Source organism: uncultured Ilumatobacter sp. (genome assembly GCF_963980585.1).
Taxonomy (GTDB): Bacteria; Actinomycetota; Acidimicrobiia; order Acidimicrobiales; family Ilumatobacteraceae; genus Ilumatobacter_A.
Genome location: NZ_CAXCAM010000003.1, coordinates 64,185 through 86,184 on the forward strand (window position 1 = coordinate 64,185; position 22,000 = coordinate 86,184).

The window sequence follows — 22,000 nt, forward strand, 5'->3', positions numbered from 1 at the left end:
TTACCGTCGCTCGACGTGAGCGAACCCATAGACGCGACCGCACCCGACAGCGCGAGAGGCTGGAACTTCGCCGACCTCTGGGAGGTCATTGCCGGTCAACTCGGCGACGCACTCGCCCAACAGCAGAGCGATCGACAGATTTCATGGGCGGAAATGAACCGCCGCGCCAACGGCGTCGCCCAGGCGCTGCTCGACACTCCCAACGTCGCCGAGCAGGACAAGATCGCGCAGTACCTCTACAACTGTCCGGAGTACCTGGAGTCGACGTTCGCTGCGTTCAAGGCCGGCTTCGCCACAGTCAACACCAACTACCGATATGCAGCGGACGAACTCGTCTACCTCTGGGACAACGGAGACGTCACTGCGGTCGTGTTCCACGGCGCCTTCGTCGACCAGATCGAGGCGATTCGCCACCGAGTACCTCGAATCTCCACCTGGCTGTGGGTTGACGACGCCTCCGGGCACTGCCCTGAGTGGGCAACGCCGTACGAGACTGCGGCAGCATCGGGTACTGAGGTCAACGTCGCCGGGCCGTGGGGCCGTTCGGGCGACCACCTCATGCTCTTGTACACCGGCGGGACCACGGGGATGCCAAAGGGCGTGATGTGGCGCCAGGACGACCTCTTCGGTGTACTGGATGCCAACAACCGCAAGCGCATGCCGCCGGAACAGGACCTCAATGCCATCGAGGAGCGGGTGAGTCGGCCAGGCCCTCGCAATATGCCGGGAGCGCCGCTCATGCACGGCACCGGGCTCTTCAACGCGATCAGCAATCTGATGGTCGGCGGCAGCATCACGACGATGACCGGCCGCCACTTCGACCCTGCTGAGTTCCTCGACACCGTGCAGCAATACGGCGTCAACTCGACGTCAATCGTCGGCGATGCCTTCGCGAAACCGATCCTGCGCGCACTTGACGCCGAACCCGACCGATGGGACATCTCGTCGCTCAGAGTCATCGTGTCGTCCGGCGTGATGTGGTCCAAGGAAAGCAAGGACGGTCTGCTCCGCCACAACGACCGGCTGATCATGGTCGATGCGCTGGGCTCGAGCGAGGCGATCGGCATGGCGACGAACACGACCACCTCCGAATCGGGCGGGAAGACGGCGAAGTTTGAACTCGGTCCAAACACGCGCGTGATCACCGACGAGGGAACGGACGTCGTGCCCGGCTCCGGCGAACTTGGCCGCGTCGCGCAGCGCGGGCGCACGCCGGTCGGCTACTACAAGGACGATGCCAAATCGGCGCAGACCTTCGTGACGATCGATGGCGACCGATACTCGATTCCAGGCGACTATGCGACCGTTGAAGCCGACGGCACCGTCACGTTGCTCGGCCGCGGCAGTCAATGCATCAACACCGGCGGCGAGAAGGTGTACCCCGAAGAAGTCGAGGAGTGCTTGAAGCTGCACCCGTCAGTGGCCGACGCAGCCGTGGTTGGGCTTCCCGACGACAAGTGGGGCGAGGCAATCAACGCCCTCGTCGAGCCGCACGCTCACGCAACGATTGATGCAACTGAACTCCGCAACCATGTCAAGGCCCATCTCGCCGCCTATAAGGCACCAAAAGCGGTCTTCACGATCGACTCAGTCAGCCGCGCAGCCAACGGCAAACTCGACTACAAGGACCTCAAGCGCATCGCCACCGATCGCGCAGCTGAGCAGACACCATGACGCAGGCGGCCGGTCGCGCATAGCCTCACCGAATGGATCGAGTGACGGCGTCCAACTTCACGTGGACCGACTACGCAGGTGTGCTGTTTGACCTCGACGGAGTGATCACGCCGACCGCTGAGATTCATGAGCACGCATGGGGCGAACTCTTCGCCGCCTACGACTTCACGCAGGCCGACTACCTGCACCACGTTGACGGCAAGCCCCGCTATGACGGAGTCCGTGACTTCCTCGCGTCACGTGGCGTCACTCTTGCCGAAGGCACAGCCGACGATGCGCCCGGCGACGACAGTGTCTGCGCGATGGGCAACAGGAAAAACGAACTGTTCAACGTGATCCTCGAGCGCGACGGCATCGCCGCTTACCCCGGCTCTCAGGCCACGCTCGACCTGCTCGCCGAAGCGGACGTTCCGAGTGCCATTGTGTCGTCATCGAAGAACGCCGTGCCCGTGCTCGCTGCCGCTGGCCTGAGTGACCGATTCGATGTGGTTGTCGATGGCATCGTCGCTGCCGCCGAGGGTCTGGCTGGCAAGCCGGCGCCTGACGGATATCGGCTGGGTGCCGAACGCCTTGGCGTTCAACCGGCACGCACTGTCGTGATCGAAGACGCCACGTCGGGAGTCGCTGCCGGAAAGGCAGGCCACTTCGCGGTAGTCATCGGTGTCGATCGCGGTGCAGGAGTCGACGCGCTCCTCAACAGCGGCGCGACGTTCGTCGTCGACGACCTCGACGAACTCCTTCCCCCCGCCGATCACGATGCCGCCGTAAGTCATGGAGCCGCACGATGAAGCACCGTCCTACGCCAACCGGGCTCCCCCAGCATCGCTTCCCCGTCGATCGGTGGCGGCTTGTCGAGACCGAATACGACGACAACGACCTCGGGGTCACCGAGTCATTGTTCGCACTCGGCAACGGCTACCTCGGGATGCGCGCCAACCCCGAAGAAGGTCGCAACGCGCACAGCCACGGCACGTTCCTCAACGGATTCCACGAAACCTGGGAGATCAAACACGCCGAGGAGGCCTACGGGTTTGCCACGACAGGCCAAACCATCGTCAACGTCCCCGACGGCAAGTTGATGAAGCTGTACGTCGATGACGAGCCGCTGCTACTCGGGACCGCAGATCTCACGGAGTACGAGCGGTCGATCGACTTTCGCGCGGGCGTCTTGCGACGCGATCTGCTGTGGCGTACGCCGTCCGGCAATCGGGTGAAGGTGTCGTCGACTCGCCTCGTCAGCCTCGTCCATCGCCATCTCGCAATGATGACGATCGAAATCACGCCACTCGACGCGCCCGCCCCCATCGTCGTATCGTCGCAGCTCCTCAATCGCCAGGATGGTGAGGACGAATACCACGTTCGCTCCGCAGCACTGGGTGAGGGCAAGGATCCTCGCAAGGCGAGCAAGTTCACCGAGCGTGTGCTCGAGCCGCGGCTGCAGCAACGCGAAGAGGGCAGCGTCGTGCTCGGCTACCGCTGCCGCAACAGTGGCATGACCCTGGCATGCGGCTATTGGAACCACGTAGACGCGGCGTGCGAAACGCGGATCGAAACGACACTCGAGGACGACATCGCGAAATCGGTGATCACTGCGCATCCTGATGCAGGAGAAACGGTGACGATCACCAAGTTCGTCTCGTACCACACCTCTCGCGGGGTCCCACCAGAGGAACTCGCCGATCGGTGTGCGCGCACATTGCGCCGAGCCGCCGACGAGGGCGGCGCGCGTCTCGTCGCCGAACAAGGCCAGTGGCTCGGTGACTATTGGGCAGCGTCCGACATCGAGTTGCGGGGTAACGACGGCGATCAGCAGGCACTCCGCTGGAACCTCTTCCAGCTCGCCCAGGCATCGGCGCGCACACACGAACAGGGAATCGCCGCGAAGGCCGTCACTGCGGGAGGCTATGACGGCCATTACTTCTGGGATACCGAGGTGTACGTCGCCCCGTTCCTTGCGTACAACAATCCCGAGGCTGCGCGCAAGGTGATGCGTTTCCGTTGGAAGATGCTCGATGCTGCCCGCCAACGCGCTTCGATGCTCAGCGAACGCGGCGCCCTGTACCCCTGGCGGACGATCAACGGTGAAGAAGCGTCGGCCTACTATGCAGCCGGCACGGCGCAGTATCACATCAACGCCGCCGTCGTCTTCGCGCTCCGCCGGTACCTCGACGCGACCGGCGACGTCGAGTTCCTCGCGCACGAGGGAGCCGAGATGTTGATCGAGACCGCGCGACTCTGGGCCGACCTCGGCTTCTACGCGACCAACGGCTCAGACAGCTTCCACATTCACCGCGTGACCGGGCCCGACGAGTACACGACAGTCGTCAACGACAACACGTACACGAACGTGATGGCGCGTTTCAACCTGCGCTACGCCGCCCGAACTGTGCGATTCCTTGCCGAGTGGAACCCCGAACAATTCGCGCATGTCCAACGCTCGACGGGGCTCGACATCGGTGAGCTCGACGAGTGGGACGCTGCGGCCGACGCGATGTACATCCCATTCGACAATGACCTCGAGATCCACCCTCAGGACTCTGAGTTCCTCGACCTCGAACCGTGGGATTGGGACGGAGTCGCCGCCGACAAGTACCCGCTGTTACTCAACTACCACCCGCTGGTGATCTACCGGCATCAAGTCTTGAAGCAGGCCGACGTCGTGCTGGCGATGTTCCTCCGTGGCGAACACTTCTCCGAAGAACAGAAGCGACGCAACTTCGACTACTACGACCCAATCACCACCGGCGACTCCTCATTGTCAGCATGCGTGCAGTCGATTGTCGCCGCCGGCGTCGGGTACGAAGATCTCGCTGTCGACTACTTCCGCCAGGCCCTCTATCTCGATCTGTGCGATCTGCACGGAAACACCTCTGACGGTGTCCACATCGCCTCTGCAGGCGGAGTGTGGGCAGGAATTGTGTACGGCTTCGCCGGAATGGTCGAACGCGGCGACCGTATGGAGTTCGCGCCGCGGCTGCCCGCCGTCTGGGATTCGGTGACGTTCCATCTGACTCGGCACGGATCGCGCGTCCGCGTCGAGCTCGATCACGACGGGTGCACGCTGACGTTGGCTGACGGCCTTGGGGTGCCAGTCGGAATCGAAGACCGGATTCATGTCGTCACTGCCGACGAACCGCTGCGCATTGAACGCTGAGCTGCTCGCGCCGGCTCAGTTCAGTTGGTCCCCGACCTCGTACGAGCGCTGGGTGAACCCTTCACGCAATTCAAAACCGACCGCAGTGAGGAACATCTCGTAGCGATCACCTGACGCCGCGTCGGAGATCTCACAGCGCAGACGATCGTCGACCAGCACGGTGCTCTCGTCAGGGCAATCGACATCGGAGGGGTCGATGACCACGCCAATGTTTTCGCCCAGCACTCCAGCCGCCTCGGTTTCGACGACGGACATCTCATTTGCAACGATGACGTTCGAGGCCGCGACAAAGATCGAGTCGTCAGGGTCGACAACCCCCTCAAACGTGACCGTCTCGCCAGCTTCCGTCATTGCGGTGCACGAAAAGGGCGTTCCGACCTCACGATCGGCGGGGGCAGCGCAGTCGGCGTCGACGAAGACCAAACCGACCTGCTCGCCAAGTGCGCCCTCAATCAGCACCTCTCCAGCCCGCTCAGGAGTCGTGCCCGTCGAGAAGGAGCAGCTTGCCAGGACAGCAGTGAGTCCGGTGATCAGAGCGAGGTTCTGTGACTTCATGGCCATCATTCGACCACATCTCCATCACCTGCCGTCACGCCGCTGGTTATTGACACGCCGATTCGGGTGTCAGGTCCGGTGAATTTCGGTGCCTCGATACCCGCCGGTAACATCAGCGCCCATGACAGATCTTGGTTTCGACGGCAAAGTAGCGATCATCACCGGAGCCGGAGGCGGTCTCGGCAAACAGCACGCGCTGATGATGGCGGCGCGCGGCGCACTCATCGTGGTCAACGACCTCGGCGGCTCGGTCGACGGGTCGGGCAGCGACAAGGGTGCCGCACAGCTCGTCGTCGACGAAATCACCGCAGCGGGCGGCGACGCCGTCGCAAACACCGACTCGGTTGCCACGCCAGAGGGCGGCGAGAGCATCGTCAAGACTGCCGTCGACGCGTACGGCAAGGTCGACATTGTCATCAACAACGCCGGCATCTTGCGCGACAAGTCGTTCCACAACATGGGACCGGACCTCGTCGACCCCGTCCTCGACGTGCACCTGCGCGGTGCGTTCAACGTCACCGGCCCCGCTTGGAAGCTGATGCGCGAGCAGGGCTACGGCCGCATCGTGTCCACCTCGTCGGCCGCCGGCATCTTCGGCAACTTCGGGCAGGCCAACTACGGCGCTGCCAAGATGGGCCTCGTCGGCTTCACCAACGTGCTCGCCGTCGAGGGCGCCAAGTACAACGTCAAGGCCAACGCCATTGCACCGCTCGCCTTCACTCGCATGACCGAAGACCTGCTCGGTCCGCTCGGCGAGAAGCTGCAGCCGGAATTGGTCTCGCCACTCGTCACCTACCTGAGCCACGAGTCGTGTGATTCCACCGGACGCGTGTACTCCGTCGGTGGCGGGCGTGTCGCTGAAGTGTTCATTGCCGAGTGCCAGGGGTACACGAGCAACGAGCTCACACCCGAGAGCCTGCGCGACAACTGGGACACCGTGACGGATCAGACCGGCTACGAAGTCCCCGCCGCCATTGCCGAGGAGACCGCGATGTTCCTCAAGGCCCTCAAGGACTGACATGCTGGTGACGTGAGCGATTCTGACTTCGACGACCAACCATCTCGCGGTGGCCGCAACGGGCCCGGACTGTTTCTCGTCCTCACCATCGTCGTTGCCATCATTACTGCGGTGTTCGTCGCACAGAACCGCGACCAGATCGAGATCAAGTTCCTCTTCTTCGATTTCTCGAGCCGCATCTGGACCGCCATCGCCATCGCCATCGGGCTGGGCATCCTGCTCGACCGGTTGGTCCTCGGCTGGTGGCGCCGCGCCCGCAAGCGCAAGAACGACGAGTAGCGACTGAGCAGACCCGGCCCATTGCGCCGCCGTGTCGCCGGGAAACGGACAGGATTAGCGAAGGAGGGGCTCATCCAGCGATGATGTCGCCGTGCGGGTCGAATCCTCTGATGGTGTCAACGTTGCAATCCACGACTTCGGAGGCAGTGGTCCCAGGCTGCTGTTCAGCCATGCGACCGGATTCCACGCTCACTGCTACCAACCCATCGCAACGCGGCTGAGCAACGAGTTCACCTCGTTCGGACTCGACCATCGAGGGCACGGCGAGACGCCGCGCCCAACCGACTGGCAGGTCGACTGGGATTGTTACGGCGACGACGCCACCGTCGCTGCCGAGGCGCTTGCCCCGGAAGGTGGCCTGGTGGCCTTCGGTCACTCGATGGGTGGTGCCAGCCTCGTGATGGCGGCACTTCGCAATCCGGAGTTGTTCGACGTGATCGTGGCCTTCGAGCCGATCATCTTTCCGCAGATGATGGGGCGCCCCGGCGACGACCCATCGCCAATGGTCACTGCCGCACGGAACCGGCGCGACACATTCGACTCGTTCGAGGCCGCAATCGACAACTACGCCTCGAAACCTCCCATGCAGTTCTTCGACCCGGAGATCCTGCGCGCCTACGTCGAGTACGGATTCGAGCCGACGGACTCAAGCGTCACGCTGCGCTGCGCACCGGAACACGAAGCCCGCACCTTCGAGATGGGCGCGACGCATGACCTTTTCGAGCGGCTTCCCGAGATCGAGACCCGCATCGTCGTGGTCTCCGGCAAGGTCGAAACCGAACGCAGCCCGGCGGGCATCGCTCAACGCGTCGCCGATCGGCTGCCCAACGGCTCGTACATCGAGCTCCCGGCCGGCAATCACCTCAGCCCGTTCATCGATCCGGGCGAAACAGCCCAGCTGATCCGCGACGCCGTCTGACGTTGCACTGTTCGCGCCGAGCTCGGGGAATTCTGACCAGCAATCCACGGCAATCCGTCCCGAGATCGCTGGCGCCCCGACTCTGTGAGCGCTCATCGGTATGGTTGCCAACATGACCGAGATTGCCGCTGACGCCGACCCACCGGCCTACACCGTGCCGATGTCGCTGTCGCCATCACGCGTCGGTTCGTTCACGTCATGTCCGATGCAGTTCCGTTTCTCGTCCATTCAGAAGCTGCCCGAACCGCCCGGTATTGCCACCACCAAAGGCACCATCGTGCACCGCGCGCTCGAACTGCTCTTCGTTCGCCCGACGACCGACCGCACCCCAGCGTCGCTTGCCATTGACCTTGCCACAGCGCTGGACGAGTACTCGACGCACCCCGATTACGTCGGCCTCCGCCTCGATGCTGCGGCCGCAGCCTCGTTCCGCTCCGAGTGCGAGACCCTGATCGAAAAGTACTTTGCGATGGAAGACCCGACCACGGTTCGCGAGATCGGACTTGAGCTCTGGATGACCGCCGATGTCGGCAGCCTGCAGTTGCGCGGCATCATCGACCGGCTCGAACTCGACGAGCATGGCGGCTTGGTGGTCACCGACTACAAGACCGGACGCGCTCCGTCTGGCCGGTTCGAGCAAAAGAGCCTGGCTGGCGTCCATTTCTATGCATTCCTCTGCGAGCAGGTTTTCGGTGTCATCCCGTCGAAGATTCGACTGATGTACCTCAAGTCGGGCGAGACAATCGAGACGGTTCCCTCCCCGCAGTCGGTCAAGTTCATCACTACTCGAACGAAGGCCGTCTGGTCAGCAGTTGAGCGAGCGTGCACCACAGGCGATTTCCGACCCAATCAGAGCAACCTCTGCAATTGGTGCTCCTTTCAGCAGTGGTGCCCAGCGTTCGGCGGCAACCCTGACCTGGCCGAAGTCGAGGCGCGGGCCGCTTACGACGCACTCCTCGCACCGCAACCGGTCAGCGTGACTTCGCCATGACCGACCCTCTCTCACCGATCAGCGACGACCTGGAGGTTCCCGGCCAAGGCGCCTTCGGTCCCGCCGTCGATGCCTTCGATCGCCGAATCGACGAGCTCCTCGAGCATCTCCGTGGCAATCCCGTCGCCGACAAGCTGTTCACCACCGCGAGCCATGTCGGCGAATTCAGCATGATCTGGCATGCCATCAGTCTGGGCCGGGGTCTCGCCAAGGGTCGGCGTGACCAGGTGCTCCTCCTCGCGATCTTGATCGGCGCAGAGAGTCTCATTGTCAACCAAGGCGTCAAGCGACTGTTCAAGCGCACACGGCCGACCGCCGACGGCGAAGACGGCCTCAAGGTACGTCGGCCAATGACGTCGTCGTTCCCCAGCGGCCACTCCAGTGCCGCCGCCTTTGCCGCCACGATGCTCACCGCGTGGGACGGCAAACGGCTCGGCAGCGTCTGGTACACCGTTGCCAGCATCGTCGGCGTCAGCCGCGCCTACGTCCGCATCCACCATGGCTCCGACGTGGTCGGTGGGTTCGTCGTTGGCACACTGCTCGGCGTCGCTGGGCGTCGAATCGCCCGGCAGCTGCTTCCCGCCTGACCCGCCACGCCGCCGGCGATCCTGCTCCGCCGTCGCCGTCGGCCCTCTACCCTGGTCGCTGATGAGCGACATCGTCTACGACTCCAAGATGAGCGACGCAGAGGGTCTGATGTGGCGCCTCGAGAAGGACCCGCAACTCTCTTCGACGTTCGGCACGGTCACGCTGCTCGACCGGGCACCGGACTTTGCACTGTTGACCGCCCGCCTGCTGCGCGCCACGTTGGCGATGCCCCGACTGCGACAACGGGTCCAGACCGCCCCGGGCAATATCGGCGCTCCGACCTGGGTCAACGACTCGGACTTCGACATCAACATGCACGTCCGGCGTATTGCACTCCCCAAGCCGGGCACCGAGCGACAGCTGTTCGACCTCGCCAGCCTCATTTGCGCCGACCCGTTCGATCGTTCTCGACCGCTCTGGCAGTTCACCGTCATCGAGGGCCTCAAGGGCAACCGGGCCGCCATCGTGCAGAAGCTCCACCACACGATCGCCGACGGCGAGAGCGGCGTGCAACTGTCGCTCGAGTACCTCGACTTCGAGCGCGACGCCGTGCAACCGATCACTCCCAATCCGGATGAGATCGATAGCGCACGCGAAGACCTTCGAGATGCCGACACACGGGCCGCCGACGCGGTGCGCGACGTGCTCGCCAGCGGTCTGCGGTTCCCGCTCGAAGTCGCGAAGCAGGTCAAGGAACTCCTTGCTGATCCGGGACAACTTCCTGATGCAAGCAACGCTGCGGCCGACACCTTTCGCGGGATCGTCTCGCAACTCAGCGATACCGAGGCCGCGCATTCGCCACTCTGGACCGATCGGTCCGCCCGACGCCGAATCGAACGCGCCACGGCACCGTTCGACGACACAAAGGCAGCCGCCACGGCCCTCGGCGGCACGCTCAATACCGCGTTCATGACCATTGCAACCGAGGCAGCCAGCCGGTACCACGTAGCACTCGATGCGCCGGTCGATTTCCTTCGGTCCTCGATGGCGATCAGTACTCGCACCGAAGAGTCGGGTGCCAACGCATTCTCACTGGTCCGGCTGCTCGTCCCGACCGGCGAAATGCCGATCGAGGAACGGTTCCACGCCATCCAGGACGCCACAGCACACGCGATGGAGGACAGCTCGAACACCTCCCTGGACGCACTCGCCGCACTGGCATCAGCGATGCCGACCTCGCTCATCACTCGGCTGGCGCGGCAACAGTCCCAGACCGTTGACTTCGCCACCTCAAACGTGCGCGGCGCGCCTGTTCCGTTGTACGTCGCCGGCGCACGACTGTTACACAACATCCCGATCGGCCCGCTCAGCGGCGTTGCGTTCAACCTCACGCTGCTCAGCTACGACGGACACCTCGACATGGGCCTGAACACCGACGCGGCGGCAGTGACCGAACCTGAACTCTTGCGAGCGTGCCTGACCGACTCGATTGCGGCCTTCACCGCCCTCGGCGGCTGAACCGGCGAGGTGGACCCCTTTCGGGTCAGACCGCTTCGGTGGTGATCGGTTCGATGGTCTCGATCACCGGCATGACGGCGGCTTCGGCCTCGGTGGTGAGGAGGCTCCGTACGTCAAGCAAGAGATCGGCGACTTCGCCGGTCGACACGAGTTCACGCGACATCATCTTGGCGAGTGCGCCGTCGATGACTCCGAGTGCTTCGTTGATCACTGCTTCGTTGGCGTTGCGCTGATCAGTCATTAACCAACACGGTACCCGCCGATCAGTGCGGGTGCGTGCACCACCTCTGAGTTCAGAAAGCTGTCACACGATCGTCTCGAATCCGCGATGGTCCGCGATGATCCGCGATGATCCGCGATGATCCGCGGGCGACGGTGACACACACCTCAAGACAGGGCCGTCAGCGGTCATCCGCCTACGATGCATTGCCATGGAACTGCAGGGGAAGAACGTTGTCGTCACCGGTGCGGGACGAGGTATCGGCGAAGCACTCGCCCGCGAGTTCCACGCACGTGGAGCCAATGTCGTGTTGGCCGATCTCCGAGGTGCTCGCGACGTCGCTGCCACTCTTGATGGTGCCGTGGGCCTCGACGCAGACGTCAGCACCGAGGCTGGCAACAGAGCGCTCGTCGAGCAGTCGATTGTGGAACTCGGGCAGATCGACCTGTTCTTCGCCAACGCTGGGGTGGGCACGGGAGCAGGGGTCGTCGAAACACCAGAAGACGATTGGGAACTGGCGATGAATGTGAACGTCCACGCCCACCGCTGGGCAGCCAAGTACCTCCTTCCCGACTGGCTCGAACGCGGCGACGGGTATTTCTGCTCCACCGCGTCGGCGGCGGGACTGCTCGCCCAGATCGGCTCGGGGCCGTACACCGTCACGAAGCGGGCCGCCGTTGCGTTTGCCGAATACATGGCCATCACGTATGGCGACCGCGGTGTCAAGGTCACCTGCCTCTGCCCACAGGGAGTCAACACCGCCATGTTGCATGCGGGCGATGATGCGCTGCCTGGCGGCAACGTGGTGAAGGCGGCGGGCGACGTCCTTGAGCCTGCCGACGTCGCTGTCGAGGTGGCCGACACCATCGAGCGCGAAGGGTTCTTCGTTCTTCCGCACCCCGAGGTTGCCGGCTACATGCAGTTGAAAGCTGAGAATCCCGAGCGTTGGCTGGGCGGTATGCGCAAGTTGCAGCGTTCGGTCATGGGCGGCTGACGCACACCCATCTCAACTATGCAACGCTCACCTGCCGCCCTCGCCCGCCTCGGGTTGCGTCACGACGAGCCGATCCGCTTCCGACGCAACAACACGGGCCGGTGGGTGGTCGGCAAAGTCGTTGGCATCGAACCAGACGGCAGCATCTTGCTCCGTGACCCAGACGGCTCCGCTCGGTCGCTGCGCGCCGAAGTTGTCGAGATCCGACGCCCAGGGTCGCAAGGCCGCTTGCGGTGGCGGGTCGTCAGCGATGTCGCCGTCACGTGGGAACAACTCGAAATGTTCGGCACCGACCCCGTGGCTCCGACGCTGTTCGACGAGTAGGACGATCCAGCTGAGCAGGGAATTTCTCCCGGTGACCAGCTGGGCTTCAGCGACCGCCGCTGACGTTCAGTGTCGTTGCCGTGATGTAAGAACTCGCATCGGATGCAAGCCACAGGATGGCATCGGCAACTTCTTCAGCCTGTCCACCCCGTTGCATCGGGACTCCACCCGCCACCCGATCGACCCGACCGGGCTCACCGCCGCTTGCGTGAATGTCGGTGTAGATCACACCGGGACGCACCGCGTTGACACGGATTCCTTCGGTCGCGACTTCCTTGCCGAGGCCGAGGGTCATCGTGTCAATCGCTGCCTTCGTCGCGGCGTAGTCGATGTACTCGCCAGGGCTGCCGAGGTAGGACGCCGCCGACGACACGTTGACGATCGCTCCGCCGGCTCCGCCATGACGGGTGGACATTCGCCGCACCGCCTCGCGGGCGCAGATAAACGAACCGACCACGTTCACGTCGAAGACTTCACGCCATCGGTCAACGCTCATCTCGTCGAACCGCACTTGCTCGTGCAGAATGCCGGCATTATTGACCAAGACCGTGGCGGGTCCGAACGCTTCCTCAGCCGCATCGAAGAGGTTCGCCGCATCGGCTTCGTGGCGCACGTCGGCCTGCACTGCGATCGCAGCGCCATCACAGTCGGCAACAACCGCCGCGGCGGCGTCAGCATTCGAGTTGTAACTGAAGACGACCTGATAGCCGGCCGCATGAGCCAGCCGGCACGTTGCCGCACCGATGCCGCGACTTCCACCGGTGACGACGATCACGCCAGGCGACTTCAGATCAGTCACCGCGTTCAAACCTCGTTGATCCACTGTTCGATGATCCGACCGGCGATCGACATTGTCGGTGGAATCATCGGCAGGTCATCCTTGCGGTACCAATTGGCGTCCATGATCTCGGACTCCTCACACACAATGTCGCCGCCGGTGTAGTTGACGCGGAAGCCGACCATCAGGCTGTGCGGAAAGGGCCACGGCTGGCTGCCGACGTATCGAACATCGTCGACGTCCACCCCGACTTCTTCTTTGACCTCACGGATGACGGCCCCTTCGAGGTCTTCGCCGGGCTCGACGAAACCGGCAAGGCATGAATACATCGGTACCGGAAAGCGCACGCCACGAGCCAGCAAGGCCTCTTGATCGGGGCCCGGTTCACCCCGGGTGATCAAGGTGATCATCGCTGGCGCGACGCGCGGATAGACAACGAGTTCGCACGCCGGGCAGATGAGCCCACGCTCGCCGGCAGAAGGTCCCGTCGGCGTCGCGCACCGGCCACAGAACCGATGGGTGCGGACCCATTCGGCCACCTGTACCGCTCGTCCCGCTGCAAGCCACTCCGCTTCCGAAGCTGCACCGAAGTATCGGTAGAGATCCATTGCCGCTCCATACGACGGATCGCCCGCAGCATCGGGGACATCGATCGCCCACCAGCCGATGCCATCGACGATGCCGATGAAGTGCTGTGGCCAGGCCTCATCCTCAGCTCGGTCATCAACGAAGACAGTGGTGCCGATGACATGCACGAACCGCCGTTCGCCGACGAAACCACCGGGCACGTCGTTGAGCGGCTGGTACAGCGCTGCGGTGTTCATCGACACGAGATTCAGTTCCATGCGCGAGCTCATCGTCGGCATTCGTACCACGAACACGCAGCGCGGCGTAGCGTCGCAACCATGACTGCCGCATCGGGACCAGTTCTCCACACCGATCTCGCCGACGTGTCAATGCTCCTCGGAACCTGGGAAGGAGCCGGCCGTGGCGAGTATCCGACCATCGAGGCGTTCGAGTACACGGAGTCCATCACCTTCGATCATGTGGGCAAGCCATTCCTCGCCTACCAACAGCGCACGCGTGCGACCGATGACGGTCGGCCGCTCCATGCCGAATCCGGCTACTGGCGGTTTCCCGAGCGAGGCCTCGCTGAGCTCGTGCTCGCCCATCCCACCGGAGTCACAGAGATACTCGAAGGCTTTGCGGCCCCCAACATGCCCGGGAGCGACACGTTCATGATCGACCTTCGCTCGACCACGGTCACCGGCTCGTCGTCCGCCAAGGAGGTCACCCAGACTGAGCGCACCTTCGAGGTCACCGGCGACACGATGCGGTACACGATGCGGATGGCCGCAGTCGGACTGCCGATTCAGCATCACCTGTCGGCAGTTCTGCGCCGCGTCGGCTGACGTCGGTCACACTCGACTCTCGAACTGCAGCCCGGAGCAGACGATTTCCTACCATCGGGCCATGACCAATGTCGTGATCGTCGATGCCGTCCGTACTCCCATCGGGAAGCGCAATGGTGGCCTGTCAACTCTGCATCCGGGCGAGACGCTCGGTCTCGTTCAGAAGGCACTGATCGAGCGCACAGGCATTGACCCAGCCGAAGTCGAGCAGGTCGTTGGCGGCGTGGTCAGCCAGGCAGGCGAGCAGGCATTCAACCTCACCCGCACGGCCTGGCTTGGCGCTGGCCTCCCGCTGACCACCGCGGCGACCACCGTTGACACCCAGTGCGGTTCGAGCCAACAGGCCACAGGTCTCGCGGCATCGCTCGTCGGTTCCGGAGTTGTCGATGTCGCGATGGCCTGTGGTGTCGAGGCCATGAGTCGCGTGCCGATCGGCGCAAGCGGCTCGAAGAAGCTCGGCCTCGGCGTCCCGATCCCGCCGCCGTACTTCGATCAGTACGAGATGACCTCACAGTTCGAAGGTGCCGAACGCATCGCGGACAAGTGGGAGATCACCCGCCAAGACACCGATGCGTTCGGCCTTGCATCTCAACAGCGGGCCATTCAGGCGTGGGAAGAAGATCGCTTCGCCGGGCAGTACATCGAAGTCGTTGCCCCCGATGTCGATGAAGAGGGCAACCCGACTGGCGACACCCACACCGTTGGCCGCGACGAAGGGCTCCGCGAGACCTCGATCGAGAAGCTCGCAACGCTCAAACCGGTCGGTCGACCTGATGGCGTGCACACGGCAGGAAATGCGTCCCAGATCTCCGACGGCGCCGCGGCCATCTTGATGATGACCGAAGAGAAGGCCGCCGCGCTCGGACTCACGCCGAAGGCCCGCATCGTCGACACCTGTCTCGTCGGTACCGACCCTGAGTTGATGCTCACCGGCCCGATCGACGCGACGCAACGTCTCCTCGAGCGCACCGGACTCTCGATCGACGACATCGATGTGTTCGAGATCAACGAAGCATTCGCGTCCGTCGTTCTCGCCTGGGCGAAAGAGACTGGCGCTGATTTGGCCAAGACAAATCCGAACGGTGGAGCCATCGCGCTGGGCCATCCGCTCGGTGGGACCGGGGCGTTCTTGCTGACCAAGGCGATCTACGAGCTGGAACGGACAGGCGGGAGGTACGGCCTCATCTCCATGTGCTGCGGTGGCGGCCTCGGCACCGGCACCATCATCGAACGAGTCTGATCGTCAACCGTCGTTTGCGTCGGGATTTCTGCGACCCGGTTCGCAAAAATCCCGACGCAAACGGATGGGCGAGCGGTTCGGGGTAGACAATGCCGGGTGAAGGTGTGGGTCGTCGTCGTTGCACTCAGTGCATTGGCCGCGTGTGACGGCCTCGACGCGACCGGGACCACGACGACCGCGCCAGCCCCCGGAGAACTCGAGGCGAACGCCGTCATCGACGATGTCATCGATGGCGACACCGTCGACGTCATTATCACCGGCCGCGAAGAGCGGGTTCGGCTGATCGGCATCGACACGCCAGAAACCAAGAAGCCCAACAGCCCAATCGAGTGCTTCGGGCCCGAGGCCACGGCCTTCACCCAAGAACTTCTCCCGATTGGCACACCGGTCTACATCGAACGAGACGTCGTGAACCGGGACGACTTCGGGCGTCTCCTCGGTTACGTCTACCGAGCCGATGACGGCATTTTCGTCAACTACGAGATCATGCGCCAAGGCTTCGCCCAGCCGCTCTCGATCCCGCCCAACGACACCTTCGCCGAACTCTTCGCCGACGCAGCCCGCGCTGCGGAAGCTGACGACGCCGGTCTCTGGGCCGCCTGCAGCGGTTAACGTCCACTCCGTGACCACTCTCGCCGAACGGCTCGGACACGCCCCCGACGTGAAGCTCGTCATCCTCTCCTGCGACGACCTCGGCGCAAGCCACGCGTCGAATGTCGGTGTGTTCCAGGCAATGCGGGAAGGCGCGGCCACCTGCGCCTCGATCATGGTGCCCGCACCGTGGGCCTGCCACGCAGCGAACAACGTCGCACCGGGCGATGACATCGGCGTGCACCTCACCCTCAATGCCGAACACAGCTGCTATCGCTGGGGACCGATCACAAGCTCCCCCTCGCTGCTCTCCGGCGAAGGTGGATTCCCGCGTTCGCTCGAAGATCTCTGGGAACATGCTGACCACACCGAGGTGCTCCGCGAACTCCGAGCGCAGATCGAACGTGCTCTCGCCTGGGGCATCGACGTCACGCACCTCGCGCCGCATTTGTCGGCTATCACTCTGCGCCCCGAGTTCTTCGACGTCTACCTTGAGTTGGCCTTCGAATACCGGTTGCCAATCCGCCTCCCCTCCACCGTCACCGCCGAACACGCGGGATTCCCATTCCGCCAACTCGCTGCCGATGAAGGTGTGGTGTTTCCCGACCACTTCGACCACGACTGGCGCGCCGGCAGCTCAGATCGAGTCTTCGATGCCATCGCTGCGCTGCAGCCAGGAGTCACCGAGATCCACATCCAACCGGCCATCGACACGCCCGAAGTTCGAGCGTTCGCCGGGGATGCAGCCGATGGCTGGGTCGCCGACCTCAAGCTCGCCACCAGTGATGCATTACGCGCGGCCCTCGACGCGTCCGGCGCCGTGACGATCGGTTTCAAAGAACTCCGCGCTGCCCAGCGGGCGTAACTTCCCCGAGGGATCCGAGTCGGCCGAGGTGCCGACGCTACGCGGTAGCGACGAGTGTGGCGAGAGCCGTGGCTGCGTCGCCCGACTTCAGCAGATCAAGGATCTGGCCGGTGTGGCCCACTGCCTTCAGCTTGCCCCGCATGAACGCGACCGTGGGGTCGAAATCGTCAGCGGCTGCGTCGACGAGCGACACGGTGATGACAATCTCGGCGTCATCCGGTCCGTCGACGCGCTCGTCCTTCTTGGCAACCACAACGATGTACCGCACGCTCATGAAGTCACACTCTCGCGCACTCCGGCGAACAGGTCGCGCTCGCTGTCGTCAGCCGGGATGGGGCCGACCACCGAACGAGCCAGGATCCAGTCTTCCCAGGGGTAGGCAATCGACAACTGCTCGTCGGTGAGTCCGAACCACCAACCGGCATTCGGGTCGACCTGCGTCGCATGCGCCCGTAAAGCACCCGTGCGGGCCCACTGGAAATCGGTGCAATCGATTTTGCTGGTCACCCGATGATCCTGACCGTCGCGAGCGAGCCATTCTTCAGAGAACGGGGATGCACCCGTGTGCTCGATCATGGCTTCATGCACTGCAACGATGCGCGCTTTGGTCCACACCGAGTAGTAGAGCTTCGAAGGCTGGAAGGGCTCACCAAGCTCGGGATACCAGTCCGGATCGCCGGCACGATCGAACGCCAACACCGAAATGTCGTGCACGCGCAGATGGTCGGGATGCGGGTAACCGGCCTGGTCATCGCCATAGGTGATAATGACTTGCGACTTCGTCCGGCGGACGATGGCAACCAGACGACCAACTGCTTCGTCAAGGTCAGCCTGGTGGAAGCAGCCAGGATGCTCATTCGGCGGTGTCTCGGCCATGCCCGAGTCGCGATAGCCAAGCATCTCGACCTCGTCGAAGCCGATGACGGCTGCTGCGGCAGCCAGCTCCGGCGCCCGCATCGAGGCCACAAGCGCGCGCTCCTCATCGGGCTCAAGACCGTGGAACGGTTGCCCTTCCTCGCGCAAGGAGGGGTTCTGGAGATCGCCCTCTTCGCCACCGGTACAACAGACGAGAACCGTGTGGACACCGTCGGCGCCGTACTTGGCGAGCGTCGGCGCGCCTTTTGACGCCTCGTCGTCCGGATGTGCATGGACGGTCAACAGCGTCAGACGATCAGCCACAAGCGGAGGATACCGGCGCTGCCGCAGGCGAGGGCTGGTGGCCTACGATGCAGCGTTGGTGAGCAGGCAAGAAAAGATCAGGCACCAGGCGCTGCCGGCGGCAAGGCGAGAGACACGGCCCAGGAGCCGGGCACTCGCGTACGCGGCCGGATTGGGCGTGATGCTCAGCGTGTTGGGGGCATGCGACACCGGTGACGGCAAGACCCTGCCGGAACCGACCGGCACCATTGCCCCGGCGACCGTGCCACCAGTGACGGAGTTGCCGCTCGACGGAGTCGGCACGCTCGCATCGCTTCCTCTCGAGTCACCGATTCTCGACAGCAGCAGGCCGCTCCCCACGCCGTCAGGACCGTTCAGCATCGTTGCCCCCTGGACCGACGGCAGCCCCATCGATTCGATCAACACTTGCGACGGCGCCAACGCGTCACCGGCGGTCAGTTGGACCGCCGTCCCTGAGGGCACCGTCGAGCTCGCCATCGCCTTCGTGGACGAATCGATCGATGACGGACCCCCGTTCATCCACTGGGTGCTCGCCGGACTCAGCCCAACCGACATCTCCCTCTCCGAGGGATCGACGCCACTCGGTGCCATCGAAGGGCTCAATTTCTTCGGCAATGTCGGCTACGACGGACCCTGCCCACCGCCTGGCGACCCCGCACATACATATCGCCTCACGATCTTTGCGCTCAACCAGCAGACCGAACTTGCCGATGGCACTCCAGCAGCCGATCTTCTGGATTTTGTTCAGATCGTTGCGATCGCGTCGACTGACGTGACCGGAACATTCGAACAATGACTACGGTCGATACAACGTGATCAGCAAGTGACAGGGGCACTCTGTGCCGGACGACAACGACAACCGAACCGCTGAATCGTCAGGATTCGAACCGGCGCGTCGTGTCCCGCCTCTCACGTCAGTCGAGTCCCCCGGCACCGCTGCCCGAGACGACGATCTGCACATCGATTTCGGTGAGTTGGGCGATGTACTGCCAAGCGCAATCGACCAATTGCTCGATGCCGACGGATCGGTCGTCATTGTGCTTGATCGCGACGGCACCGTTCGGACCGTGAATCCTGTTGCACTGCGGGTGCTCGGGGCCACGTCGTCAGATCAAATGACCGAAGGCTCGCCAGCACACGCGATGCTGCAGTCGTTGCTCGACCATGTCCCACAACACCTGCTCACATCGACCGAGTACGGCACCTGGCAGGGCGACTTCGACCACACCGACGAGGTGGGCCGCGCTTTGGTCTTCCGCGCAACGGTTGCGGTGCGACCGGGCAGCGTCGACAGCGGCGACGATGGCTACATCGCGGTGATCGCGCACGAGGTGACCGCAGCCCGCCACGAGACCGAGCAGCTCCGCCACCGCGCAAGTCACGATCCCCTGACCGGTTTATCAAATCGCCGGCAAGTGCTGTCGGTTCTCGAAAACGCCGTCGCTCGACAACGCGGCGACCACGGTCATGTGGCTGCGCTCTTCATCGATCTCGATCGTCTGAAATATGTCAACGACGCGCTCGGCCACGCCGTGGGCGATCGACTCCTCGTCTCAACCGCAGCTCGACTCGCTGAGGCGGTTCGGCCGAGCGACCACGTTGCCCGGATCGGTGGCGATGAGTTCCTCGTCGTCTGCAGCGACATGCCCGACACTGTCACGGCTCTTGAACTGTCTGATCGGATCCGGCAGGCGCTCAGCGGCCGACTGCGAGTCCGCGAGCTCGACCTCGAATTCTCCGTCAGTGTCGGCATCGCGCTGTCCGACTCCGACACGCTCAGCTTGGCTGACCAATCGGCGGCCTCGACGCTGATCAGTAATGCCGACACGGCAATGTACGAAGCGAAGCGAACGGGACGAGGACGCTCCGTGCTGTTCACATCGCAGATGCGTTCCGCGGCGCGTGAACGCACCGAACTGGCAGCGGCACTCGCACAGGCCGTTGCTCGCAACGAACTCACCATCGAATACCAGCCGGTTTTCTCTGCTGTGACGCGCCGCGCCTCGGCCACTGAGGCGCTGGTGCGTTGGACGCACCCCACACGCGGCCGAATCGACCCGACCACGTTTGTTTCCGTCGCTGAAGAGTCAGGATCAATTGGCCGGCTGGGTGAGTTCGTGCTGCGAACGAGCCTCACGGACCTGCGGCACTGGATCGACCAGGGTCTCGTCGGCGACGACTTCACCGTGCACGCGAATGTGTCGCAGGTGCAGCTGTCGAGTTCTTCTTTCGTCCATCAGGTGCAGACCATCCTGCGCGATCGCGGTGTCGCCGCGTCGCGTCTGGTCCTTGAGGCGCGCGAAAGTGCGTTGGTCAGCAGCAACGTCGACGTACAGCGGACAGTTCGGGCACTACGACGCATCGGTGTTCGCATCGCTGTCGACAACTTCGGGACGGGCGCGAGCGCGCTGTCGGTGTTGACCGACGTTGGCGCCGACTATCTCAAGCTCGACGGTTCGCTCGCGCTGCCATCCGGTTCGTCCGACGCCGACATTCGACTGGTGCGGGCACTTGTCCTGCTTGCCCATGCGCTCGACATGCAGGTCGTCGCCGAGCGAGTGAGCGGCGCAGAACAGTTGAAACATCTCCGTGCTGCCGGCTGCGACTTCGTGCAAGGCCACCTTCTCGGCATCCCGCGCCCCAACGAGGGACAGCACCCGGCGCCACGTTGGCCCGAAGATTCTCAGAGTTGATCGTTCGTTTCTCAGCCGCTGCCCAACCGCCAACAGCGGCTCGGTAGCCTGGAAGCGTGCCGCTCCCACCTCCCCCACCCGGCTCCGGATTCTCCGGCACGCCGCAACCCGGAGGTTCACCGGCCTCGACGCCGACGGGAGCGCCCGCGACGTCGACAACGTGCTATCGGCACCCCAACACCGCAACCGGTCGGCGCTGCACTCGGTGCGGCAAGCCGGCGTGCAACCGGTGCCTCACCACCGCCGCGGTTGGCAGCCACTGCCCTGACTGCGCCAAGGCCGCGCAGCCCGACTTGAAATCGCGTGCAAAGTTCTGGTCAGCCGGCCAACCCAACCTCATCACGATGGTGCTCATCGGGATGAACGTCGCTGTGTTCGTCGGCGTACTGCTCTGGACGCGCGACAGCGGAGCACTCACAGGGTCGATTACCGAAGCCCACGTCAACCTCGGCCTCAGCAAGGACGTTCTGGCTCAACCGCTCGTGTGGGACCCTGGGAGCGGCGACCCAATCGTGACCGAGCCAGGAGGCTGGTATCGCCTCGTCACATCAGGCTTCATGCACTTCGGGGTCATTCACATCGCCTTGAATATGTATTTCCTGTATGTGCTGGGCCCGTTGCTGGAGCCATCGCTCGGACGCGCCCGCTTCCTGCTGCTCTACACGGCATCACTCCTCGGCGGTTCCCTTGGCGTGCTGGTGCTCGATCAAGGGGCGCTGACGGCTGGCGCATCGGGGGCCGTCTTCGGCCTCATGTCTGCTGCGGCGGTGGGGCTCTGGCGACGCGGGATCAACCCGTTCTCCACAAGCATCGGGACCACCTTGATCCTCAACTTGTTCCTCACCTTCTTCGTCGGCGGCATCTCGATCGGCGGCCACGTCGGTGGTGCCATCGCCGGTGCGGTATGCGCGACCGTCATGCTGGCACCAGGCCACAAGCCAATGAAGGCCTGGGCCACCTATGCAGCACCAGCGGCGGTCGGGATCATCAGCATCGTGCTGTCCGTCATTATCGTCAATGCGGTCTGATCCCCGCATCGCCCACGGTGGCAGCCGAACGTTTGCGAAC

At 63.8% G+C, this 22,000-nt stretch carries 24 protein-coding genes; 18 read left to right on the plus strand and 6 right to left on the minus strand.

From position 1 onward, the window contains the following. Window positions 1-15 precede the first annotated feature (15 nt). The 3 genes from ACH2DW_RS01795 to ACH2DW_RS01805 are packed head-to-tail and all read left to right on the plus strand — an operon-like array spanning window position 16 to window position 4,828. Window positions 16-1,674 carry an AMP-binding protein gene (locus ACH2DW_RS01795; RefSeq protein ID WP_394927996.1) on the plus strand — a complete coding sequence of 553 codons (1,659 nt, stop codon included), beginning with the start codon at window positions 16-18 and terminating at the stop codon, window positions 1,672-1,674. Window positions 1,675-1,706: 32 nt separating this feature from the next. Beyond that, window positions 1,707-2,462, plus strand: a complete 756-nt coding sequence (locus tag ACH2DW_RS01800) for an HAD family hydrolase (RefSeq protein WP_394927997.1) — start codon at window positions 1,707-1,709, stop codon at window positions 2,460-2,462. Beyond that, complete coding sequence (locus ACH2DW_RS01805; protein WP_394927998.1) at window positions 2,459-4,828, plus strand: glycoside hydrolase family 65 protein; 2,370 nt, start codon at window positions 2,459-2,461, stop codon at window positions 4,826-4,828. Before ACH2DW_RS01800 ends, ACH2DW_RS01805 begins: the two co-directional genes overlap by 4 nt. A gap of 15 nt (window positions 4,829-4,843) precedes the next feature. Here the strand turns inward: ACH2DW_RS01805 and ACH2DW_RS01810 are convergent, their stop codons facing one another. Beyond that, window positions 4,844-5,383 (minus strand): hypothetical protein, encoded by a 540-nt coding sequence (locus ACH2DW_RS01810; protein WP_394927999.1) that lies wholly within the window; start codon window positions 5,381-5,383, stop codon window positions 4,844-4,846. Window positions 5,384-5,504: 121 nt separating this feature from the next. On the opposite strand from ACH2DW_RS01810, the gene ACH2DW_RS01815 reads away from it, so the two are divergent. The 6 genes from ACH2DW_RS01815 (at window position 5,505) to ACH2DW_RS01840 (ending at window position 10,636) form a co-directional block, all read left to right on the plus strand. Next, window positions 5,505-6,401, plus strand: coding sequence for an SDR family oxidoreductase (locus ACH2DW_RS01815; RefSeq protein ID WP_394928000.1), 897 nt, complete (start codon window positions 5,505-5,507; stop codon window positions 6,399-6,401). A gap of 12 nt (window positions 6,402-6,413) precedes the next feature. Further along, window positions 6,414-6,680, plus strand: a complete 267-nt coding sequence (locus ACH2DW_RS01820) for a hypothetical protein (RefSeq protein ID WP_394928001.1) — start codon at window positions 6,414-6,416, stop codon at window positions 6,678-6,680. A gap of 91 nt (window positions 6,681-6,771) precedes the next feature. Next, entirely contained in the window at window positions 6,772-7,599 is an 828-nt protein-coding gene (locus ACH2DW_RS01825) for an alpha/beta fold hydrolase (RefSeq protein ID WP_394928002.1), read from the plus strand. A gap of 112 nt (window positions 7,600-7,711) precedes the next feature. Continuing rightward, the gene (locus tag ACH2DW_RS01830) at window positions 7,712-8,590 is read left to right on the plus strand and encodes a RecB family exonuclease (RefSeq protein ID WP_394928003.1); all 879 of its coding nucleotides are present in this window, start codon (window positions 7,712-7,714) and stop codon (window positions 8,588-8,590) included. Further along, window positions 8,587-9,177 carry a phosphatase PAP2 family protein gene (locus ACH2DW_RS01835; protein ID WP_394928004.1) on the plus strand — a complete coding sequence of 197 codons (591 nt, stop codon included), beginning with the start codon at window positions 8,587-8,589 and terminating at the stop codon, window positions 9,175-9,177. The genes ACH2DW_RS01830 and ACH2DW_RS01835 overlap by 4 nt, the downstream gene beginning before the upstream one ends. A 61-nt stretch (window positions 9,178-9,238) precedes the next feature. Further along, window positions 9,239-10,636, plus strand: a complete 1,398-nt coding sequence (locus ACH2DW_RS01840; RefSeq protein ID WP_394928005.1) for a wax ester/triacylglycerol synthase domain-containing protein — start codon at window positions 9,239-9,241, stop codon at window positions 10,634-10,636. Window positions 10,637-10,661: 25 nt separating this feature from the next. Here the strand turns inward: ACH2DW_RS01840 and ACH2DW_RS01845 are convergent, their stop codons facing one another. After that, the gene (locus ACH2DW_RS01845; RefSeq protein WP_394928006.1) at window positions 10,662-10,877 is read right to left on the minus strand and encodes a hypothetical protein; all 216 of its coding nucleotides are present in this window, start codon (window positions 10,875-10,877) and stop codon (window positions 10,662-10,664) included. Between the two features lie 190 nt (window positions 10,878-11,067). Here ACH2DW_RS01845 and ACH2DW_RS01850 point away from each other — a divergent pair, with 190 nt between their 5' ends. Then, window positions 11,068-11,850 carry an SDR family oxidoreductase gene (locus ACH2DW_RS01850; RefSeq protein WP_394928007.1) on the plus strand — a complete coding sequence of 261 codons (783 nt, stop codon included), beginning with the start codon at window positions 11,068-11,070 and terminating at the stop codon, window positions 11,848-11,850. A gap of 18 nt (window positions 11,851-11,868) precedes the next feature. Continuing rightward, window positions 11,869-12,174 carry a hypothetical protein gene (locus ACH2DW_RS01855; RefSeq protein WP_394928008.1) on the plus strand — a complete coding sequence of 102 codons (306 nt, stop codon included), beginning with the start codon at window positions 11,869-11,871 and terminating at the stop codon, window positions 12,172-12,174. Between the two features lie 46 nt (window positions 12,175-12,220). Here ACH2DW_RS01855 and ACH2DW_RS01860 read toward each other — a convergent pair whose 3' ends face one another. Further along, the gene (locus tag ACH2DW_RS01860; protein WP_394928009.1) at window positions 12,221-12,973 is read right to left on the minus strand and encodes an SDR family oxidoreductase; all 753 of its coding nucleotides are present in this window, start codon (window positions 12,971-12,973) and stop codon (window positions 12,221-12,223) included. 5 nt (window positions 12,974-12,978) lie between these two features. Continuing rightward, window positions 12,979-13,797: an NAD(+) diphosphatase gene (gene nudC / locus ACH2DW_RS01865; protein WP_394928010.1), complete on the minus strand. Its 819-nt coding sequence runs from the start codon at window positions 13,795-13,797 to the stop codon at window positions 12,979-12,981. A 60-nt stretch (window positions 13,798-13,857) separates the two neighbouring features. On the opposite strand from nudC, the gene ACH2DW_RS01870 reads away from it, so the two are divergent. The 4 genes from ACH2DW_RS01870 to ACH2DW_RS01885 all read left to right on the plus strand — a co-directional run bounded on the left by ACH2DW_RS01870 (window position 13,858) and on the right by ACH2DW_RS01885 (window position 17,060). Further along, entirely contained in the window at window positions 13,858-14,364 is a 507-nt protein-coding gene (locus tag ACH2DW_RS01870) for an FABP family protein (protein WP_394928011.1), read from the plus strand. 61 nt (window positions 14,365-14,425) lie between these two features. Beyond that, window positions 14,426-15,604 carry a steroid 3-ketoacyl-CoA thiolase gene (locus ACH2DW_RS01875; protein ID WP_394928012.1) on the plus strand — a complete coding sequence of 393 codons (1,179 nt, stop codon included), beginning with the start codon at window positions 14,426-14,428 and terminating at the stop codon, window positions 15,602-15,604. A gap of 96 nt (window positions 15,605-15,700) precedes the next feature. Continuing rightward, window positions 15,701-16,216, plus strand: a complete 516-nt coding sequence (locus ACH2DW_RS01880; protein WP_394928013.1) for a thermonuclease family protein — start codon at window positions 15,701-15,703, stop codon at window positions 16,214-16,216. 10 nt (window positions 16,217-16,226) lie between these two features. After that, on the plus strand, window positions 16,227-17,060 hold the full coding sequence (locus tag ACH2DW_RS01885) for a ChbG/HpnK family deacetylase (RefSeq protein ID WP_394928014.1): 834 nt from the start codon (window positions 16,227-16,229) through the stop codon (window positions 17,058-17,060). Window positions 17,061-17,097: 37 nt separating this feature from the next. On the opposite strand, the gene ACH2DW_RS01890 is transcribed toward ACH2DW_RS01885, so the two are convergent. Together ACH2DW_RS01890 and ACH2DW_RS01895 are read right to left on the minus strand one after the other, a co-directional pair. Next, window positions 17,098-17,334: a hypothetical protein gene (locus ACH2DW_RS01890; RefSeq protein ID WP_394928015.1), complete on the minus strand. Its 237-nt coding sequence runs from the start codon at window positions 17,332-17,334 to the stop codon at window positions 17,098-17,100. Next, complete coding sequence (locus ACH2DW_RS01895; protein ID WP_394928016.1) at window positions 17,331-18,239, minus strand: PIG-L family deacetylase; 909 nt, start codon at window positions 18,237-18,239, stop codon at window positions 17,331-17,333. The genes ACH2DW_RS01890 and ACH2DW_RS01895 overlap by 4 nt, the downstream gene beginning before the upstream one ends. A 58-nt stretch (window positions 18,240-18,297) precedes the next feature. Between ACH2DW_RS01895 and ACH2DW_RS01900 the strand changes: the two genes are divergently transcribed. From ACH2DW_RS01900 to ACH2DW_RS01910, 3 genes are read left to right on the plus strand one after another with little or no spacing between them, the layout of a single operon-like run. Continuing rightward, entirely contained in the window at window positions 18,298-19,035 is a 738-nt protein-coding gene (locus ACH2DW_RS01900; RefSeq protein ID WP_394928017.1) for a YbhB/YbcL family Raf kinase inhibitor-like protein, read from the plus strand. 43 nt (window positions 19,036-19,078) lie between these two features. Next, entirely contained in the window at window positions 19,079-20,932 is a 1,854-nt protein-coding gene (locus tag ACH2DW_RS01905; RefSeq protein ID WP_394928018.1) for a putative bifunctional diguanylate cyclase/phosphodiesterase, read from the plus strand. A 56-nt stretch (window positions 20,933-20,988) separates the two neighbouring features. Continuing rightward, entirely contained in the window at window positions 20,989-21,960 is a 972-nt protein-coding gene (locus ACH2DW_RS01910) for a rhomboid family intramembrane serine protease (RefSeq protein ID WP_394928019.1), read from the plus strand. The last annotated feature ends 40 nt before the right edge of the window (window positions 21,961-22,000 follow it).

Coding starts and splice junctions, on each gene's coding strand:
- ACH2DW_RS01800 (WP_394927997.1), top strand. CDS start 1,707: ATGGATCGAGTGACGGCGTCCAACTTCACGTGGACCGACTACGCAGGT.
- ACH2DW_RS01805 (WP_394927998.1), top strand. CDS start 2,459: ATGAAGCACCGTCCTACGCCAACCGGGCTCCCCCAGCATCGCTTCCCC.
- ACH2DW_RS01810 (WP_394927999.1), bottom strand. CDS start 5,383: ATGAAGTCACAGAACCTCGCTCTGATCACCGGACTCACTGCTGTCCTG.
- ACH2DW_RS01815 (WP_394928000.1), top strand. CDS start 5,505: ATGACAGATCTTGGTTTCGACGGCAAAGTAGCGATCATCACCGGAGCC.
- ACH2DW_RS01830 (WP_394928003.1), top strand. CDS start 7,712: ATGACCGAGATTGCCGCTGACGCCGACCCACCGGCCTACACCGTGCCG.
- ACH2DW_RS01835 (WP_394928004.1), top strand. CDS start 8,587: ATGACCGACCCTCTCTCACCGATCAGCGACGACCTGGAGGTTCCCGGC.
- ACH2DW_RS01840 (WP_394928005.1), top strand. CDS start 9,239: ATGAGCGACATCGTCTACGACTCCAAGATGAGCGACGCAGAGGGTCTG.
- ACH2DW_RS01845 (WP_394928006.1), bottom strand. CDS start 10,877: ATGACTGATCAGCGCAACGCCAACGAAGCAGTGATCAACGAAGCACTC.
- ACH2DW_RS01850 (WP_394928007.1), top strand. CDS start 11,068: ATGGAACTGCAGGGGAAGAACGTTGTCGTCACCGGTGCGGGACGAGGT.
- ACH2DW_RS01855 (WP_394928008.1), top strand. CDS start 11,869: ATGCAACGCTCACCTGCCGCCCTCGCCCGCCTCGGGTTGCGTCACGAC.
- nudC (WP_394928010.1), bottom strand. CDS start 13,797: ATGGAACTGAATCTCGTGTCGATGAACACCGCAGCGCTGTACCAGCCG.
- ACH2DW_RS01870 (WP_394928011.1), top strand. CDS start 13,858: ATGACTGCCGCATCGGGACCAGTTCTCCACACCGATCTCGCCGACGTG.
- ACH2DW_RS01875 (WP_394928012.1), top strand. CDS start 14,426: ATGACCAATGTCGTGATCGTCGATGCCGTCCGTACTCCCATCGGGAAG.
- ACH2DW_RS01890 (WP_394928015.1), bottom strand. CDS start 17,334: ATGAGCGTGCGGTACATCGTTGTGGTTGCCAAGAAGGACGAGCGCGTC.